Origin of the sequence: Azospirillum brasilense, from assembly GCF_001315015.1 — a bacterium.
GTDB classification, from domain to species: Bacteria; Pseudomonadota; Alphaproteobacteria; order Azospirillales; family Azospirillaceae; genus Azospirillum; species Azospirillum brasilense.
Genome location: NZ_CP012914.1, coordinates 893,645 through 909,179 on the forward strand (window position 1 = coordinate 893,645; position 15,535 = coordinate 909,179).

Annotated in this window: 17 protein-coding genes and 2 tRNA genes; 9 read left to right on the top strand and 10 right to left on the bottom strand. The window is 68.9% G+C overall.

The window, feature by feature from the left end:
- Nucleotides 1-54: 54 nt before the first annotated feature.
- Entirely contained in the window at nt 55-285 is a 231-nt protein-coding gene (locus AMK58_RS04020) for an SMc00767 family acetate metabolism repressor (RefSeq protein ID WP_014241201.1), read from the top strand.
- A gap of 162 nt (nt 286-447) precedes the next feature.
- The gene (locus AMK58_RS04025; protein ID WP_035675364.1) at nt 448-636 is read left to right on the top strand and encodes a hypothetical protein; all 189 of its coding nucleotides are present in this window, start codon (nt 448-450) and stop codon (nt 634-636) included.
- Nucleotides 637-664: 28 nt separating this feature from the next.
- On the opposite strand, the gene AMK58_RS04030 is transcribed toward AMK58_RS04025, so the two are convergent.
- A complete protein-coding gene (locus tag AMK58_RS04030) occupies nt 665-2,800 on the bottom strand; it encodes a hybrid sensor histidine kinase/response regulator (RefSeq protein ID WP_059398646.1) in 2,136 nt (711 codons plus the stop codon).
- 264 nt (nt 2,801-3,064) lie between these two features.
- Between AMK58_RS04030 and AMK58_RS04035 the strand changes: the two genes are divergently transcribed.
- Complete coding sequence (locus AMK58_RS04035) at nt 3,065-3,454, top strand: carboxymuconolactone decarboxylase family protein (protein WP_035675360.1); 390 nt, start codon at nt 3,065-3,067, stop codon at nt 3,452-3,454.
- A gap of 4 nt (nt 3,455-3,458) precedes the next feature.
- Here the strand turns inward: AMK58_RS04035 and AMK58_RS04040 are convergent, their stop codons facing one another.
- The 4 genes from AMK58_RS04040 to AMK58_RS04055 form a co-directional block, all read right to left on the bottom strand.
- A complete protein-coding gene (locus AMK58_RS04040; RefSeq protein ID WP_035675358.1) occupies nt 3,459-3,872 on the bottom strand; it encodes a hypothetical protein in 414 nt (137 codons plus the stop codon).
- Between the two features lie 137 nt (nt 3,873-4,009).
- A tRNA-Pro gene (locus tag AMK58_RS04045) sits at nt 4,010-4,086 on the bottom strand.
- Between the two features lie 204 nt (nt 4,087-4,290).
- Nucleotides 4,291-4,367: transfer RNA gene (locus AMK58_RS04050), tRNA-Pro, on the bottom strand.
- Nucleotides 4,368-4,476: 109 nt separating this feature from the next.
- Nucleotides 4,477-5,493: a polyprenyl synthetase family protein gene (locus tag AMK58_RS04055; RefSeq protein WP_035675389.1), complete on the bottom strand. Its 1,017-nt coding sequence runs from the start codon at nt 5,491-5,493 to the stop codon at nt 4,477-4,479.
- 110 nt (nt 5,494-5,603) lie between these two features.
- On the opposite strand from AMK58_RS04055, the gene AMK58_RS04060 reads away from it, so the two are divergent.
- The 3 genes from AMK58_RS04060 to AMK58_RS04070 are packed head-to-tail and all read left to right on the top strand — an operon-like array spanning nt 5,604 to nt 7,489.
- The gene (locus AMK58_RS04060) at nt 5,604-5,819 is read left to right on the top strand and encodes a putative signal transducing protein (RefSeq protein WP_014241194.1); all 216 of its coding nucleotides are present in this window, start codon (nt 5,604-5,606) and stop codon (nt 5,817-5,819) included.
- 2 nt (nt 5,820-5,821) lie between these two features.
- Complete coding sequence (locus AMK58_RS04065; RefSeq protein ID WP_059398647.1) at nt 5,822-6,565, top strand: tRNA1(Val) (adenine(37)-N6)-methyltransferase; 744 nt, start codon at nt 5,822-5,824, stop codon at nt 6,563-6,565.
- A gap of 51 nt (nt 6,566-6,616) precedes the next feature.
- Entirely contained in the window at nt 6,617-7,489 is an 873-nt protein-coding gene (locus tag AMK58_RS04070) for a S49 family peptidase (RefSeq protein ID WP_306345781.1), read from the top strand.
- A gap of 69 nt (nt 7,490-7,558) precedes the next feature.
- Here AMK58_RS04070 and AMK58_RS04075 read toward each other — a convergent pair whose 3' ends face one another.
- Nucleotides 7,559-7,786 carry a type II toxin-antitoxin system HicB family antitoxin gene (locus AMK58_RS04075; RefSeq protein WP_038526563.1) on the bottom strand — a complete coding sequence of 76 codons (228 nt, stop codon included), beginning with the start codon at nt 7,784-7,786 and terminating at the stop codon, nt 7,559-7,561.
- 193 nt (nt 7,787-7,979) lie between these two features.
- Between AMK58_RS04075 and AMK58_RS04080 the strand changes: the two genes are divergently transcribed.
- The 3 genes from AMK58_RS04080 to glyS all read left to right on the top strand — a co-directional run bounded on the left by AMK58_RS04080 (nt 7,980) and on the right by glyS (nt 11,317).
- Nucleotides 7,980-8,249, top strand: coding sequence for a hypothetical protein (locus AMK58_RS04080; protein ID WP_035675333.1), 270 nt, complete (start codon nt 7,980-7,982; stop codon nt 8,247-8,249).
- A gap of 88 nt (nt 8,250-8,337) precedes the next feature.
- Entirely contained in the window at nt 8,338-9,225 is an 888-nt protein-coding gene (locus tag AMK58_RS04085) for a glycine--tRNA ligase subunit alpha (protein WP_035675330.1), read from the top strand.
- Nucleotides 9,226-9,229: 4 nt separating this feature from the next.
- Nucleotides 9,230-11,317: a glycine--tRNA ligase subunit beta gene (gene glyS, locus AMK58_RS04090; protein WP_035675327.1), complete on the top strand. Its 2,088-nt coding sequence runs from the start codon at nt 9,230-9,232 to the stop codon at nt 11,315-11,317.
- A gap of 206 nt (nt 11,318-11,523) precedes the next feature.
- Here glyS and leuA read toward each other — a convergent pair whose 3' ends face one another.
- From leuA to AMK58_RS04110, 4 genes are all read right to left on the bottom strand, one after another.
- Nucleotides 11,524-13,224, bottom strand: a complete 1,701-nt coding sequence (gene leuA, locus AMK58_RS04095; RefSeq protein ID WP_035675324.1) for a 2-isopropylmalate synthase — start codon at nt 13,222-13,224, stop codon at nt 11,524-11,526.
- 391 nt (nt 13,225-13,615) lie between these two features.
- Entirely contained in the window at nt 13,616-14,338 is a 723-nt protein-coding gene (locus AMK58_RS04100; protein ID WP_035675322.1) for an LrgB family protein, read from the bottom strand.
- Nucleotides 14,335-14,709, bottom strand: coding sequence for a CidA/LrgA family protein (locus tag AMK58_RS04105; protein ID WP_035675320.1), 375 nt, complete (start codon nt 14,707-14,709; stop codon nt 14,335-14,337). The genes AMK58_RS04100 and AMK58_RS04105 overlap by 4 nt, the downstream gene beginning before the upstream one ends.
- A gap of 74 nt (nt 14,710-14,783) precedes the next feature.
- Complete coding sequence (locus AMK58_RS04110) at nt 14,784-15,443, bottom strand: alpha/beta hydrolase (protein WP_035675318.1); 660 nt, start codon at nt 15,441-15,443, stop codon at nt 14,784-14,786.
- Nucleotides 15,444-15,535: the final 92 nt, after the last annotated feature.

Here is a 15,535-nt window from a genome sequence, read left to right on the forward strand (position 1 = left end):
GGGCAGAGCCGGGGCCGCAAGACCCGGGCCGGAGAACAAGGGAAGGATAGCCGCATGACGAATCAGTCGGGTTTCCAGGATGCGCCGCCGGACGAGCGTTCGAACCTCACGGACGAGCAGGAAAGCGCCATCCGCGTCCTCGCCAACAGCCTGCACCGCCTGAACGACGCCGTCGTCAAGGCCGTGGAAGCCGGCGTGACGGTCGAGCTGATGCGCACGGCCCGCTATCACAACGCGACGGGCAACTGGGGCGACCAGCTCACCCCGATGATCCGCACCAAGTAAGCGGCTCATCCCATCCGACCGGAAGGCCTCCCGTCCGAAAGGACAGGGAGGCCTTTCTCTTTTCGGCATGCCCCATCCTGTCCCACCATTGTTCCCGTCGCGGTGCGGAACCGCGGCGCTCTTCGCCGGTTCCTTCCTTTTGGCCCCAGCAAGGAAACGGTCATGAAGGACGCTCAGAACCACACCCCGCAGCGTCAGGGGCAGCGTCAGGGCATGAACGACCGCGAAGCGTTCTGGCGCATGCACTGCCTGTCGGAACCGACCTTCACCGACCTCACCCACGGCATCTTCCTGGGGCTGGTCTGGTCGGCGGTGCTGTGGGCGCCGATGTTCATCAGCGTTCTGCTCTGACCCTCCCGTCCGCTCGGAACAGCCCCGGTCAGGCGGTCTTCGCGGAGCGGAGCAGGGCGCGGACGCGGGCGGCGAGCTGGTCCGGGGTGAAGGGCTTGGGCAGGACGGCGGTGTCGGCCTTCAGGCCTGTCAGGGATTCCGGGCTGTAGCCGGAAATCAGCAGAACCCGGATGTCGGGCCAGCGCTCCTGGACCCGCCGCGCCAGATCGATTCCCGACACGCCGTAGGGCATTACCACGTCGCTCACGATCACGTCGAAGGCGTTGTCCTGCTCCAGGATCTCCAGCGCGGCGGCGCCGTGATCGGCGGTCGCCACCTCAAAGCCCTCCCGGGTCAGCCCCTCCACGGTGGCCATCAGGACCAATGCGTTGTCCTCAACCACCAGCAGGCGCACCGGGCCGGCCGGGACCGCCTCCGCCGCGTCCGGCACGGCTTCCGGCTCCGGCACCCGCCTGGACACCGGCAGTGTGATGCGGACGACCGTGCCGCGGTGCGGCGCGCTGGAAATGGTCGCGTTGCCGCCCGACTGCCGGGCGAAGCCGTAGACCATCGACAGCCCCAGGCCAGTCCCCTTGCCGTGCGGCTTGGTGGTGAAGAAGGGTTCGAAGGCGCGGGCGGCAACCTCCGGCGGCATGCCGCCGCCGGTGTCGGTGATCTCCAGAACGGCCAGCGGGCCGTCGGGCGTTTCCTCCGGTCGGGCCGCGATGCGGATTCGTCCGCCCGTCGGCATCGCGTCACGGGCGTTCACCACGAGATTGAGCACCGCCAGCTCCAGTTGGACCGGGTCGACCTCAACCGGCAGCGGAGCGGCGGGAAGCGCCCAGTCCAGCGCGATGTCGGCGCGGATGGAGCGTTCCAGCAGATCGGCCATGGCGCGCAAGGCATCCCCCAGATCGATCACCTTGGGGTCCACCGCCTCCTGGCGCGAGAAGGCCAGCAATTGCCCGGTCAGCGTCCGGGCGCGTTCCAGCGCGGTGCGGGTGCCGTCCAGATAGCACGTGCCCTCCGCCGGCAGATGCCGTTCCATCAGATGCAGGTTGGCCAGGGCGGCGGTCAGCAAGTTGTTGAAGTCGTGGGCCACGCCCCCGGTCAGCTGGCCCAGCGCCTCCAGCTTCTGCGACTGGCGCAGCGCGCTCTCCAGGGACTCGCGGGCGCGGGCCTCCTCGGTCCAGCGGCGGACGGCGCGCATCTCGCTCTGCGCGCGGCGCAGCGCCAACAGGGTGATGCCGATCAGAGCCAGCATCGCCGGCACGGTGAAAGCGGCGTATGTCAGGACGTTGTGCGCCCAGCCAGCCCGGATCTCGGCGATCGGGATGCCGTAGGTGACGTAGATCGGGTAGGGCGTGACCTGCATGAAGCCGTTGAGTCTCGCCACGCCGTCGAGGCGGCCCCGTGTGCGGAATACGCCTTCGGTCTTCCCGGCCGCCATGGCGCCGAGCAGGAAGCTGTCCGCGGCATGACGGGCCTGCCGATCGCCCATCGAAGGGAAACGGACCAGAACCGAGCCGTCGTGGCGGACGAGGGAGATCGCCTCCTTCGGACCGGCGACGACGAGTTGATAGAAATCGGCCAGATAGTCGGTCAGCACCGCGGTCAGCAGCACGCCGTTGAACGGCCCCTCCGGGCCGCCCGTGGCGGCGCGGCGGCGCGTGACGTTGAACTGCCGCTTGCCCGATCCGCGCCCGGTGATCGCCTCGCTGACAAGGATGCCGGCGTCGCTGGCCGCCTGGGTGCGGAAATACTCCCGGTCGCCGACGTTGACCAACGGGGCCGGGAACAGGCGGTTGTCGTTGCGCAGCGCGCCGTTGGGATCGACCAGCCCGACGACGCCGATCTGTGGGACCTCTTCGACCAGAGTCCTCAGATAGCCATGCAGATCATCGGAACGGCCGATCTCGTCCCAGCTCATGCCGGCGGTCCGCTCGTCCAACCGGTCCAGGACCTGTTCGACCGTGTCGAAAACCTTCTGCATGTGCTCGTGCAGGATCAGCACGGTCTTGCGGATGTTGCGCTCGGCCTGCGCTTCCTCCTCGTGAAAGTCGCGCCAGGCGATGGCCGTGAACAGCAGCGTGGGAAGCACGACGGATGCCACCAGGAGGATGCGCAGAAGGCGCACCATTCCCGCCGATTCGGTTGCCAGGGCGTCGAGGTAACGAAGAGGCATGGGCTGCAGGGCTGCGGGCTGACGGCGGGGGGGCGATCGCAGGTGGCGATGGGGCGGGGCGCATGCGCGGGCCACCGCGATCAGGTAGCTATGCCGGTCCGCGACAGCCGGGGCAACCTGAACTTTCCGGCAGCCCTATGACTTTCAGGAGGTGGGATGTGCAGCCTGGACCATTCCGCATGGCTCAGCCGTGCGGATGCGGCGACAATGAGGCACAGCCGGTGCTTTTCACCGATGCCAGCCCAGCCGCGGAGACCATCAACCATGCCCCTGAAGCCCATCGAACACGCCGACGCCGCTCCCGAGGTGCGCGCCGTCTACGACGACATCAAGGCGACCCGCAACGTGCCGGACGTCAACAATTTCTGGAAGATGACCGCCCATCACCCGCCCACGCTGAGGCGCACCTGGGAGAGCCTGAAGGAGGTGATGGCCCCCGGCGCGCTGGACCCGCTGGTCAAGGAGATGATCTTCGTCGCGGTCAGCGTGACCAACGGCTGCGACTACTGCATCCGCTCGCACGAGGCCGCGGCGCGCCGCGCCGGCATGACCGACGCCCAGTTCGGCGAGTTGATGGCCGTCATCGGCATGGCCAACGAGACCAACCGCCTCGCCAAGGGCTATCAGGTGGAGATCGACGAGGCGCTGAAATAGCCCGTCACGCGATGTCGTCGAGGGCGTCCTCCAGCGACGGGTAGATGCCCTCGGCCAGCGAGCCGTCCACCCGCACCGGCCGGGGCAGGACCGCCACGGCGTCCAGCGCGCCGCGCAACGTCAGGCCGGTGACCTCCACGAAGCCGCCGCGGTTGCCGTAGCGCCCGGCGGTCCATTCCGCCCGCTCGGGGTCGCCGGACAACCGTCCGTTGCAGGTGATCATCTCGTGGGTGTCGTCGCCGCCGCGCCGGTTCCAGGCCATGCCGCCGCCCACGCCGCTGCCGATGTCGCGGGGGCGGAAGCCGTGGGGCTGGAGCAGGTCGCGCACCGTGCGGGACACCACCACCGCCTTGGGGTCGATCTCCGTCCCCACCGGGCCGCCCGCCGCCTGGGGTTCCTGTCCGATCGCCTGTTCCATGGGTCCGCTCCCCGTCTTGTGTCGCTTATCAGGGACAACAGGCGGGAGCGCGGCCTGTGCCGCGGCGGTGGGCCGGAAAAGCGAAAGAGCCAAAAGCGAAAGGGGCCGATGCGTCGCCGCATCGGCCCCCTTCATACTGGTCGGAGAGAGAGGATTCGAACCTCCGGCCCCTGCCTCCCGAAAGCAGTGCTCTACCAGGCTGAGCTACTCTCCGGTCCAATCGGTGCCGCCGTTGCCAGCGTCGCCGTGGAGCGGGTGTATAGACCCATTGCCCGCGGGCTGCAATGGGAATAAGCGGCATTTGCGGAATGTTTTTTTTGCCGGGCCGCGAAAGCCGGCGGGAAGGCCGCCGCAACGGCTGGTTGCCGGGCCGGAAAAGCGAAAGGGCCGATGCGTCGCCGCATCGGCCCTTTCGTGTTGGTCGGAGAGAGAGGATTCGAACCTCCGGCCCCTGCCTCCCGAAAGCAGTGCTCTACCAGGCTGAGCTACTCTCCGGTCCGTCGGTGGCGCCGTGGCCGGCGTCACCGTGGGCCGCGTATATAGCCGCTTGAGTGGGGGGCTGCAACGTGAAAATCACCCCCCGCGGCGAAAAAGTTCCCGAGGCTTAGAAATCGCGCTCGATCACGAAATCCAGCACCTCCAGCAGGGCGGCCTTCACCGGCGTGTCCGGGAACAGGCCCAGCGCGTCGCGCGCGATGGAACCGTAGTGGCGCGCGCGCTCCACGGTGTCCTTCAGCGCGTTGTGCCTGGCCATCAGCTCCTGGGCGCGCTCCAGGTCGCCCTCCTGCTGGTCCAGCTCCTCCATTGTGCGGCGCCAGAAGGCCCGCTCCTCGTCGTTGCCGCGGCGGAAGGCCAGCACGACCGGCAGGGTGATCTTGCCCTCGCGGAAGTCGTCGCCGACCGTCTTGCCCAGCTTCGCCTGGAAGGCCGAGTAATCCAGCACGTCGTCGACGAGCTGGAAGGCGATGCCCAGGTTCATGCCGTAGTCGTAGAGCGCCAGCTCCTCCGCCTGCGGGCGGTCGGCCACCACGGCGCCGACGCGGCAGGCGGCGGCGAACAGCTCCGCCGTCTTGGCCTTGATGACCTCCAGATAGGCCTGCTCGCTGGTTTCGGTGTCGTTGGTGGTGCGCAGCTGCAGCACCTCGCCCTCGGCGATCACCGCGGACGCCTTGGACAGGATGCGCAGCACGTCCAGCGACCCGACCTCCACCATCAGCTCGAAGCTGCGGGAGAACAGGAAGTCGCCGACCAGCACGCTGGCCTTGTTGCCGAACACCGCGTTCGCCGAGGCGAGTCCGCGGCGCAGGTCGCTCTCGTCCACGACGTCGTCGTGCAGCAGGGTGGCGGTGTGGATGAACTCCACCACCGCGGCCAGCATCTTGTGATCCTCGCCCTTGTAGCCGCACAGCTCGGCGGCGGCGAGGGTGAGGACGGGGCGCAGGCGCTTGCCGCCGGCGGCGATGAGATAGCCGGCAAGTTGCGGGATCATATCGACGGACGAATGCATCCGCTGGACGATGATCTCGTTCACCGCGCTCAGGTCATCGGCCACCAGGGCGGTCAGATCGTCGAGCGGGGTGGACTTCCGCCGTTTCGGCTCGAGGTTGGTCACGACCGCCAAGGTCGACTCCAATGATGATTGACGTGACGAATTCCGGCAGGGAGCATAACGGCATAGCCTCTTCGGTCAAGTCCGCAAGGCGAATAAGGGCACAGAACAGCCGGGATTTCATGAAGGAACTTCTGCGCACCACCGATCCGGTCCGTCTGAGCTGGCTTCTCGCCCTGCTGACCGACGCGGGAATCGAGGGGATCGTGCTGGACACCCACACCAGCATCCTGGAGGGTTCCATCGGCGCCATCCCCCGCCGCCTGATGGTGGCGGAGGAGGATCATGCGGCCGCCTGCCGCCTGCTGCGCGACGCCGGGGAGGAGCTGGGGGCGTGACGATGGAAAGCGACGCGGCGTTCGACACGCTTCTCGACGGGCGCGTCCGCCTGCACCAGCCGCAGGCCGGCTACCGCGCCGCCATCGACCCGGTGCTGCTCGCCGCCGTCACCGCCGCCGGGGCGGGGGAGCGGGTGCTGGACGTCGGCACCGGCACCGGGGCGGCGGCGCTGTGCATCGCCGCCCGCGTGCCGGGCGTCATGGTCGTCGGGCTGGAGAAGCGGGCGGAGGCGGCGGCGTTCGCCCGGCGCAACGCCGCCCTCAACGGGCTGGATGGCCGGGTGGGCGTCCTTGAGGGTGACCTGCTCGCCCCGCCGCCGGAGCTGATTCCCGGGAGCTTCGACCGGGTGATGATGAATCCGCCCTATCTGCGCGCGGGGGCGGCCAGCGTGCCGCCCGACCCCTGGAAGGCCGCGGCGAACGTGGAGGGGGAGGCGGCTTTGATCGACTGGGTGCGCTTCGCCGCCGCGATGCTGAAGCCGCGCGGCACGCTGACCATGGTCCACCGGGCCGACCGGGTGGACGAGATCCTGACCGCGCTCCACGGCGCCCGATTCGGCTCACTGACGCTCGTCCCGCTCTGGCCGAAGGCGGGGGAGGAGGCGCGGCGCATCCTGCTGGCGGTGCAGAAGGGGGGGCGCTCGCCGGCGCGATTCACCGCCGGGCTGGTGCTGCACGGCCCCGATGGCGCCTATGGCGGGCAGGCGCAACGGATTCTGCGCGACATGGGCCCGCTGATCCCTTAAGTCGGCGCTTTCAATCCAGCCTCAGCGGCACCATTTCAACCGGCGATGAACATGACGAAGCTGCTCGCCAAACTCCCGTTCGGCCCCTGGCGCGACGCCGGGCCGATCGTGTCCGTCCTCCGCCTGTCCGGTGTCATCGGTCAGGCCGGAGCCTTCCGCCAGGGTCTGACCATGTCCAGCATGGCCGGGCTGATCGAACGCGCCTTCGCGCCGAAGGGTCAGGCGGCGGTTGCGCTGGTCGTCAACTCGCCGGGCGGGTCGCCGGTGCAGTCGGCGTTGATCGCCAAGCGCATCCGCGACCTCGCCACCGAGAAGAAGGTGCCGGTGTTCGCCTTCTGCGAGGACGCGGCGGCGTCCGGCGGCTATTGGCTGGCCTGCGCGGCCGACGAGATCTGGGCGGACGAGAGCAGCATCCTGGGCTCCATCGGCGTGGTGTCCGCCGGCTTCGGCGCGCACGAGTTCATCGAGCGCTACGGCATCGAGCGGCGGCTCTACACCGCGGGCGACAAGAAGGTGATTCTCGACCCCTTCTCGCCCGAGCGGGAGGACGGGGTGGCCCATCTCAAGGCGATCCAGGCGGAGATCCACGACGCCTTCAAGGCGATGGTGCGCGATCGTCGCGGCGCCCGCCTGTCCGGGGCGGAGGAGGAGCTGTTCTCCGGCGCCTTCTGGGCGGGGCGGCGCGCTCTGGAACTGGGGCTGATCGACGGCATCGGCGACCTGCGCAGCGTGCTGCGCGGCCGTTTCGGCGAGAAGGTCCGGCTGCGCGTGGTGCAGGAGGACCGGCGCTGGTTCCGCCGCATGGGCTTCCGCGTGGATGCGCCGGTGGGGGCGAACACTCTGGACAATCTTGCGGCGGCGCTTCCCGCAGCGGCTCTGTCCGCCGTCGAGGAGCGCGCGCTCTGGTCGCGCTACGGCCTCTGAGTTTTCCGTTTGTGGTCGCCGTGAGGCCCGGTTCGAGGGCTCATTCCCTCTTACCGGGGCTCCGGACTCTCACTGGGTGACTTCACGCAGGCGTTCGGACGGGGGCGGGACCGGCGCGCCGGTGCGGCGGGCGTTCTCGATCCAGGCGGCGATGGCGTCGAGCGCCGCCGTGCTGGCGTCGGCGGGGGTGGCGCCGCCCGCGGTGCAGCCCGGCAGGTCGGGCACCTCGGCCACATAGCCGACACCCTGTTCCGGGGGCAGGGGGCGGACGATGACCGGATAGGCGCTGGCGTTCATGACGTTGCGTCTCCTCTGCGCGCGGTTTTCATCCATTAGGTGCCGCTTCCGCTGCGGACGACAAGGATTCTTTGCGCTGGACGGGCGCTTCTTTCGAAGTTCGATCCATTTTCGATGGTTCAACCGTTCGAGGTGCGTTCGGGGTGAAGGCCGCTCTTGACCGGGTGGCCTCGCACCCCCTAATCCTGCGTCCATGTTCAGCTTGTCCAAAATCCTGTTCCTGATCCTGGTGATCGGCGCCGTGTGGTTCGGCTGGCGCTGGTACAACCGCGTCGGCGCGGTCGGGCGGGAGCGCCTGCGCGAGCGGGAGCGTCGCGGCTCCGGAAAGCCCACCTCCACCAGCGGCGGCGGGTCGCCCCAGGTGGCTGCGGAGGACATGGAGAAGTGCCCGGAATGCGGCGCCTACGTCGCCCCGCGCTCCGCCGTGGCCTGCGGCCGGCCGGTCTGCCCCTACGGGCGTTGAGCCGCAACCCCTGGCGGGCGCTTGATTCCGGGGATACCGCCGCGTATCGTGCGGCGCGTTTTTCCACACCAATCATAAGTGACCGCCGATGGCCTCCCCGAGCGGGTCTTCCCAAGACAGCCGCGGCCTGTCCTTTCAGGCCCTGATCCTCAAGCTCCACCAGTTCTGGTCGGAGCAGGGCTGCGTGATCCTCCAGCCCTACGACATGGAGGTGGGTGCGGGCACCTTCCACCCGGCGACGACGCTGCGCGCGCTTGGCCCGCAGCCGTGGAAGGCGGCCTATGTGCAGCCCTCGCGCCGCCCGAAGGATGGCCGCTACGGCGAGAACCCGAACCGGCTCCAGCACTACTACCAGTATCAGGTGATCCTGAAGCCCTCGCCGGCCAACCCGCAGGAGCTTTACCTGGAAAGCCTGAAGGTGCTGGGCATCGACCCGTCTCTGCACGACATCCGATTCGTCGAGGACGACTGGGAAAGCCCGACGCTGGGCGCCTGGGGCCTCGGCTGGGAGGTCTGGTGCGACGGCATGGAGGTCACCCAGTACACCTACTTCCAGCAGGTCGGCGGCATCGAGTGCGACCCCGTCGCGGTCGAGCTGACCTACGGGCTGGAGCGTCTGGCCATGTATGTGCAGGGCGTGGAGAACGTCTACGATCTGGACTTCAACGGGCAGGGCGTCAAATACGGCGACGTGTTCAAGCGCGCCGAGGTCGAGTATTCGGCCCACAACTTCGAGCACGCCAACACCGACATGCTGCTCCAGCATTTCAAGGACGCCGAGGCGGAGTGCCAGTCGCTGATCGCCAAGGGCGTCGCGCTGCCGGCCTATGACCAGTGCATCAAGGCGTCGCACCTCTTCAACCTGCTGGACGCGCGCGGCGTCATCAGCGTCGTGGAGCGCGCCGCCTACATCGGCCGCGTGCGCGCGCTGGCGAAAGCCTGCTGCGAGGCGTGGACCGCCGGGGGGGCCAAGTAACATCATGCCCGAACTTCTGATCGAGTTCTTTTCCGAGGAAATTCCGGCCCGCATGCAGGCGCGCGCGGCGGACGACCTCAAGCGCCTCGTCACCGAGAAGCTGGCCGCCAACGGCTTGAGCTTCGACACGGCCGAGGCCCATTCCACCCCCCGCCGCCTCGCGCTGGTGATCGACGGCCTGGCCGAGCGCACCGCCGACGTCCGCGAGGAGAAGAAGGGGCCGCGCGTCGGCTCGCCCGAGCAGGCGGTCGCCGGCTTTCTGAAGTCCGCCGGCCTGACCAGCCTCGACCAGTGCGAGCAGCGCGACACCGGCAAGGGCGTCTTCTACTTCGCCGTGGCGGAGAAGAAGGGCCGCGCCACCGCGGAGGTGCTGGCCGAGATCATCCCGGTGGTCATGGGCGACTTCCCCTGGCCGAAGTCGATGCGCTGGGGCACCGGCACGGTGCGCTGGGTGCGCCCGCTGCACTCGATCATCGCGCTGTTCGGCGGCGCGGTGCTGGAGGGCTCGTTCGACCTGGGCGGCGCGCAGGGCAAGCTGGTGTTCGGCAACAGCACCCGCGGCCACCGCTTCCTGTCGCCGGACGCCTTCACGGTCACCGACTTCGCCGACTACAAGGCCAAGCTGCGCGACGCCCACGTCGTTCTGGACCGCGCCGAGCGCAAGGCCAAGATCAAGGCCGACGCCGAGGCGCTCGCCGCGCAGGAGGGGCTGACCCTCTCCCCCGACGACGGGCTGCTGGAGGAGGTCGCCGGCCTCGTCGAATGGCCGGTCGCCCTGGTCGGTACCATCGACGAGAAATTCATGGACGTGCCGTCGGAGGTTCTCATCACCTCCATGCGCACGCACCAGAAGTATTTCGCCCTGTTGGACAAGGCCGGGAAGATGGCACCGCGCTTCGTCGTGGTCGCTAACACGGTGACGGCGGACGGTGGCAAGGCCATCGTCGCCGGCAATGAGCGCGTTCTGCGCGCCCGCCTGTCCGACGCCAAGTTCTTCTGGGACCAGGACCGCAAGACGAAGCTGGAAGACCGCGTGTCCAAGCTGGGCGCCATCACCTTCCACGCCAAACTCGGCACGGTGGCGGAGAAGGTCACCCGCGTCCAGGTGCTGGCCGCCGAGATCGCCCGCGCCATCGGCGCTGACGTGGACGCCGCGACCCGCGCCGCCCTGCTGTCCAAGGCGGACCTCGTGACCGAAGTGGTCGGCGAGTTCCCCGAGGTCCAGGGCATCATGGGCCGCTACTACGCGCTGGGCGAGGGCGAGAACCCGGCGGTGGCCGAGGCGATCGCCGAGCATTACAAGCCGCTCGGCCCGTCCGACTCCTGCCCGACCGCTCCGGTGTCGGTCGCCGTGGCGCTGGCCGACAAGCTCGACACGCTGGTCGGCTTCTTCGCCATCGACGAGAAGCCGACGGGGTCGAAGGACCCGTATGCCCTGCGGCGTGCGGCGCTGGGCATCATCCGGCTAATCCTGGAGAACGGGCTGCGGCTGAACCTGACGCAGCTCTTCAAGGCGGCGCACGGCGCCTACACGGTCGGTGGTTTTGCCGCCGCCGACGGCGTCGCCACCGACCTGATGGCCTTCTTCGCCGACCGCCTGAAGGTCACGCTGCGCGACCAGGGCGTGAGGCATGATCTGGTGGACGCGGTGTTTGCGCTGGGCGGCGAGGACGATCTCGTCCGGCTGCTGGCCCGCGTGAAGGCGCTCCAGACCTTCGTCGGGTCGGAGGAGGGGGCGAATCTGCTCGCCGCCTACAAGCGCGCCAGCAACATCGTCCGCATCGAGGAGAAGAAGGACGGCAAGGCCTACGACCAGCCGGTCGATCCGGCCCTGCTGACGCTCGCGGAGGAAAAGGACCTCTACGGCGCCCTGTCCGCTGCCGGCGAGACGGCCCGGCCGCTGCTGGAGAAGGAGGATTTCACCGGCACCATGGCGGCGCTGGCCCGCCTGCGCGGCCCGGTGGACGCCTTCTTCGACAAGGTGACGGTGAACGCCGAACAGGCCGACCTGCGCGCCAACCGCCTGCGGCTGCTCAGCCAGATCCGGGCGACGCTGAACGCGGTGGCGGACTTCTCGCGCATCGAGGGGTGATGGGGAGGGGGCTGTTCTGGTTGCCCCCACCCTCCCACGCTTGCGCGTGGGTCCCTCCCTCCCCCGCTGCGCAGGGGAGGGCCAAGTTTCCCTCCCCTGCGCAGCGGGGGAGGGTCAGGGTGGGGGCCCGTCGCGAACACTCCCCACCACCCCAACAAAAAAGGGGCGCCCCAGCCGGGCGCCCCTTTCTCTTTCCCCCAAACGCCTTACCGCGAGGCGCGGTTCGCGGCGCTGACCAGGGCGCGCAGCGAGGCGGTCACGATGTCCGCGTCCATGCCGACGCCGAACAGCGTGCGCTCGTCCTTGGTCTTCACCTCGACATAGGCGCAGGCCTGGGCGTCCTCACCCTCGCCGACGGCGTGCTCGCGGTAGTCCACCACATGCAGGTCGATGCCGGTGCCCTGGCGCAGCGCGTCCAGGAAGGCGTCGATCGGACCCTTGCCCGAGCCCTTCAGCGTGCTGACCACGCCGTCGCGCGAGACCACAACGTTCAGCACGCGGGCGCCGGAGTTCGGGCCGCGCGGCTCGGTCGAATGCTCGATCAGGGCCAGCGGGGCGTCGACGTCCAGATACTCAGCCTTGAAGGCGTTGTGGATGTCGGCGGGGGCCAGCTCCTTGCCGGTCTCGTCGGCGATGCGCTGCACCGTTTTGGAGAACTCGATCTGCAGGCGGCGCGGGATCTGGATGCCGTAATCCTTCTCCAGCACATAGGCGATGCCGCCCTTGCCCGACTGGCTGTTGATGCGGATCACCGCCTCGTAGCTGCGGCCCAGGTCCTGCGGGTCGATGGGCAGGTACGGAACCTCCCACGTGCCGTGGTTGGACTTGGCCAGCGCCTTCAGGCCCTTGTTGATGGCGTCCTGGTGCGAGCCGGAGAAGGCCGTGAAGACCAGCTCGCCGGCGTAGGGGTGGCGCGGATGGACGGGCAACTGCGTGCAGTATTCGGCGACGCGGACGATCTCGTTGATGTCGTCGATGCGCAGCTCCGGATCGACGCCCTGGGTCAGCAGGTTCAGCGCCAGCGTGATGACGTCCACGTTGCCGGTGCGCTCACCGTTGCCGAACAGGGTGCCTTCCACGCGGTCGGCGCCGGCCAGCATGCCCAGCTCCGCCGCCGCGACGCCGGTGCCGCGGTCGTTGTGCGGGTGCAGGGAAATGATCGCCGCGTCGCGGTTCTTCATGTTGCGGCAGAACCACTCGATCTGGTCGGCGTGGATGTTCGGGGTCGACATCTCCACCGTCGCCGGCAGGTTCAGGATGACCTTGTTGGCGGCGTCGGCGCCCCAGGTCTCCATCACCGCCTCGCAGATCTCCAGGGCGAACTCCAGCTCGGTCCCGGTGAAGCTCTCCGGCGAGTACTGCAGGACGATCTCGGTCTCCGGATGCTCGGCGGCCAGCTGCTTGATCAGCTTGGTGCCGGCGACGGCGATGTCGACGATGCCCTGGCGGTCCAGCCCGAAGACGACGCGGCGCTGCAGCTCGGAGGTCGAGTTGTACAGGTGGACGATGGCGCGCTTGGCCCCCTTGATGCCCTCGAAAGTGCGGCGGATCAGCTCCTCACGGGCCTGGGTCAGGACCTGGATGGTCACGCCGTCGGGGATCTTGCCGCCCTCGATGATCTCGCGGCAGAAGTCGAAATCGGTCTGCGAGGCGGCGGGGAAGCCGATCTCGATCTCCTTGAAGCCCATCTTCAGCAGCGCGTCGAACATCGCGCGCTTGCGGTCCGGACCCATCGGCTCGATCAGCGCCTGGTTGCCGTCGCGCAGGTCCACCGAGCACCAGACCGGCGCCTTCTCGATGGTCCGGTTCGGCCACTGGCGGTCGGTCAGCTTCACCGGGGCGAAGGGGACGTACTTCTCATGCTTGGCAGCGGAAGAGGCGGCGGCGGGGGTAGCGATGTGGTTCATGACGCTTCGTGATCCCTTGGGAGCCCCGGTTTTTTGCTGCGGGGCGTTGTCTCGTGTCGTGTGGGGACCGGCGGGACTACGGTCGCCGAGCTGCCGGGCGGCTCAGCGACCGTTCCTAAGTCGCAGCCCCGGCCCCAGCCGGGAGACACGCTTCACCCCGCAAGGGCGCGTGCCGAAAGGACGCGTGCAATAGGTGCTCATGGGAAAACAGACACTTCGACCAGGGAACAGGGCAGACGAACGCGGACGACCCGGACGCTCAAAGCGCCGGGGTGATAAGTCGCAGAAGGGCGTTCGTGTGGTCGATGCGGATCATGGGCCACACTCTGCGCAGGCAGGCTTGCTCTGTCAAGCCGCGATTCACGGAAATGTTGCTCCGCCCACCGGACGGTCAGCCAAAAAACAGGCGGTAGAGGACCGGCAGGAGGATGGCCGTCACCAGCCCGTTCAGCCCCATCCCCAGCCCGGCGAAGGCCCCCGCCACCTCGTTCACCTGGAGCGCGCGGGCGGTGCCGATCCCGTGGGCGGCCACCCCCATGCCGAAGCCGCGCGCCCTCCAGTCCTTCACCCGGACGAGGTTCAGCACCCAGGTGCCGAAGGACGCGGCGATGATCCCGGTCAGGATCACGAAGACCGCGGTGAGGGAGGGCAGGCCGCCGATCTGCTCCGACACGCCCATGGCGATGGGGGAGGTCACCGACTTCGGCGCCAGCGACAGCATGGTCCGCTCCGACGCGCCCAGCGCCCAGGCGATGGCGACCGCGCTTAGCGCCGAGGCGGCGGAGCCGGTCAGCAGGGCGACCAGCAGCGCCACGGCGGAGCGGCGGACCTGCTGGAACTGGCGGTAGAGCGGGACCGCCAGAGCCACCGTGGCGGGGCCGAGCAGGAAATGCACGAACTGGGCGCCGTCGAAATAGGTGCGGTAGTCGATCCCCGCCACCATCAGCGTCGCGGCGATCAGCAGCACCGCGATCATCACCGGGTTCAGCGCGGGGCGCCGCCCGAACCGCTCGAACACCCACATCCCCGCCTGATAGGCGGCCAGCGTCAGGGTCAGGCCGGCGAGCGGGCTGGCCGACAGATAGACCCAGATCTCGTGGAAATCGGGACTCATGACGCGTCCTCTCCACTGCCGGTCTCGGCGTCGGGGCCGCGGCGGCTCAGCACGCTCATCACCCAGGCGGTCAGCGCGACGCCGATCAGCGTGCTGCCCAGCAGGGCGGCGGCAATGGGCAGGGCCTCCGCCTCCAGCCGGTTCAGGTGCGCCATCACCCCGACGCCCGCCGGAACGAAGAGAAGGGACAGGTGGCGCAGGATGCCGCCCGCCGTCTCCTGCAACGGCTCCGGCACGCCGCCGCGGACCAGCAGGCCGACGAACAGCAGGACCATGCCGAGCACCGGCCCCGGCACGGGCAGATGCAGCAGGCGGGCGGTCAGCTCCCCCGCCAGTTGGCAGCAGAGAAGAAGGGTCAGTGTGCCGAGCATCGGCAGGCTCCGGGCTTTCAGGGCGGTGGCCGCAGCCTAATCCCGGACGGTGCCGCGGGGGGAGAGGATATGCCCTACCGCTCCAGCAGTTGAGCCTTGAGCCAGTCGCGCACCTCGCGGCAGACAGCCTCGGCGGTCTCGTCCAGACAGTGGCCGGCGCCGGGCATCAGGACCAGCTTCTTCGGCTCGCGCGCCATGCGGTGGACGTGGATGGAGCACATCGGCGTCAGTGCCTCGTCGGCCTCGCCATGGACGAGCAGCACCGGACAGCTCAGGTCCCCCACCGCGTCGGTGCCCAGCCCCTGGGTCGCCAGTGTCACCACCGTGCAGACCGCGCCGCGGTTGGAGGCCGCGGCCTGGATCGCCACCGCTCCGCCGAAGGAATGGCCGACCAGGGCGACATGGTGGATGCCCATCCGGCCGAGGAAGGTCAGGCCGCACAGCGTGTCGTAAACCGCCTCGTCCAGCGCGCGGGGGTTGCGGTAGCGGATGCGCAGCGAGGCGATCCCGTCCGGTGTCAGATCCTCAGCCAGCCGCGGATAGAGCCCACGGGCCGGCGTGTCGAAGCCGCCGCCGACCCCGCCCAGCCAGATCACCCCCAGCGTTCCCGCCGCCTTGTGCCCGTCCGGGGCGGCGTAGAGGCGGGCGTCCACGGTGCCGCGGTCGGTGTCCAGACGCACGGGGGCGAACCCCTCGTCCACAGTGTCACCGATCTGCGCCGACAGGAGCGGCATGGGTGTTCTCCGGCTTGCCAAGGTCTTGCGGGGATTAACACGTCACCGGGCATCTCTGTTGCTCCGGCGTGTTGGTTCGGAACCTCGCCGCA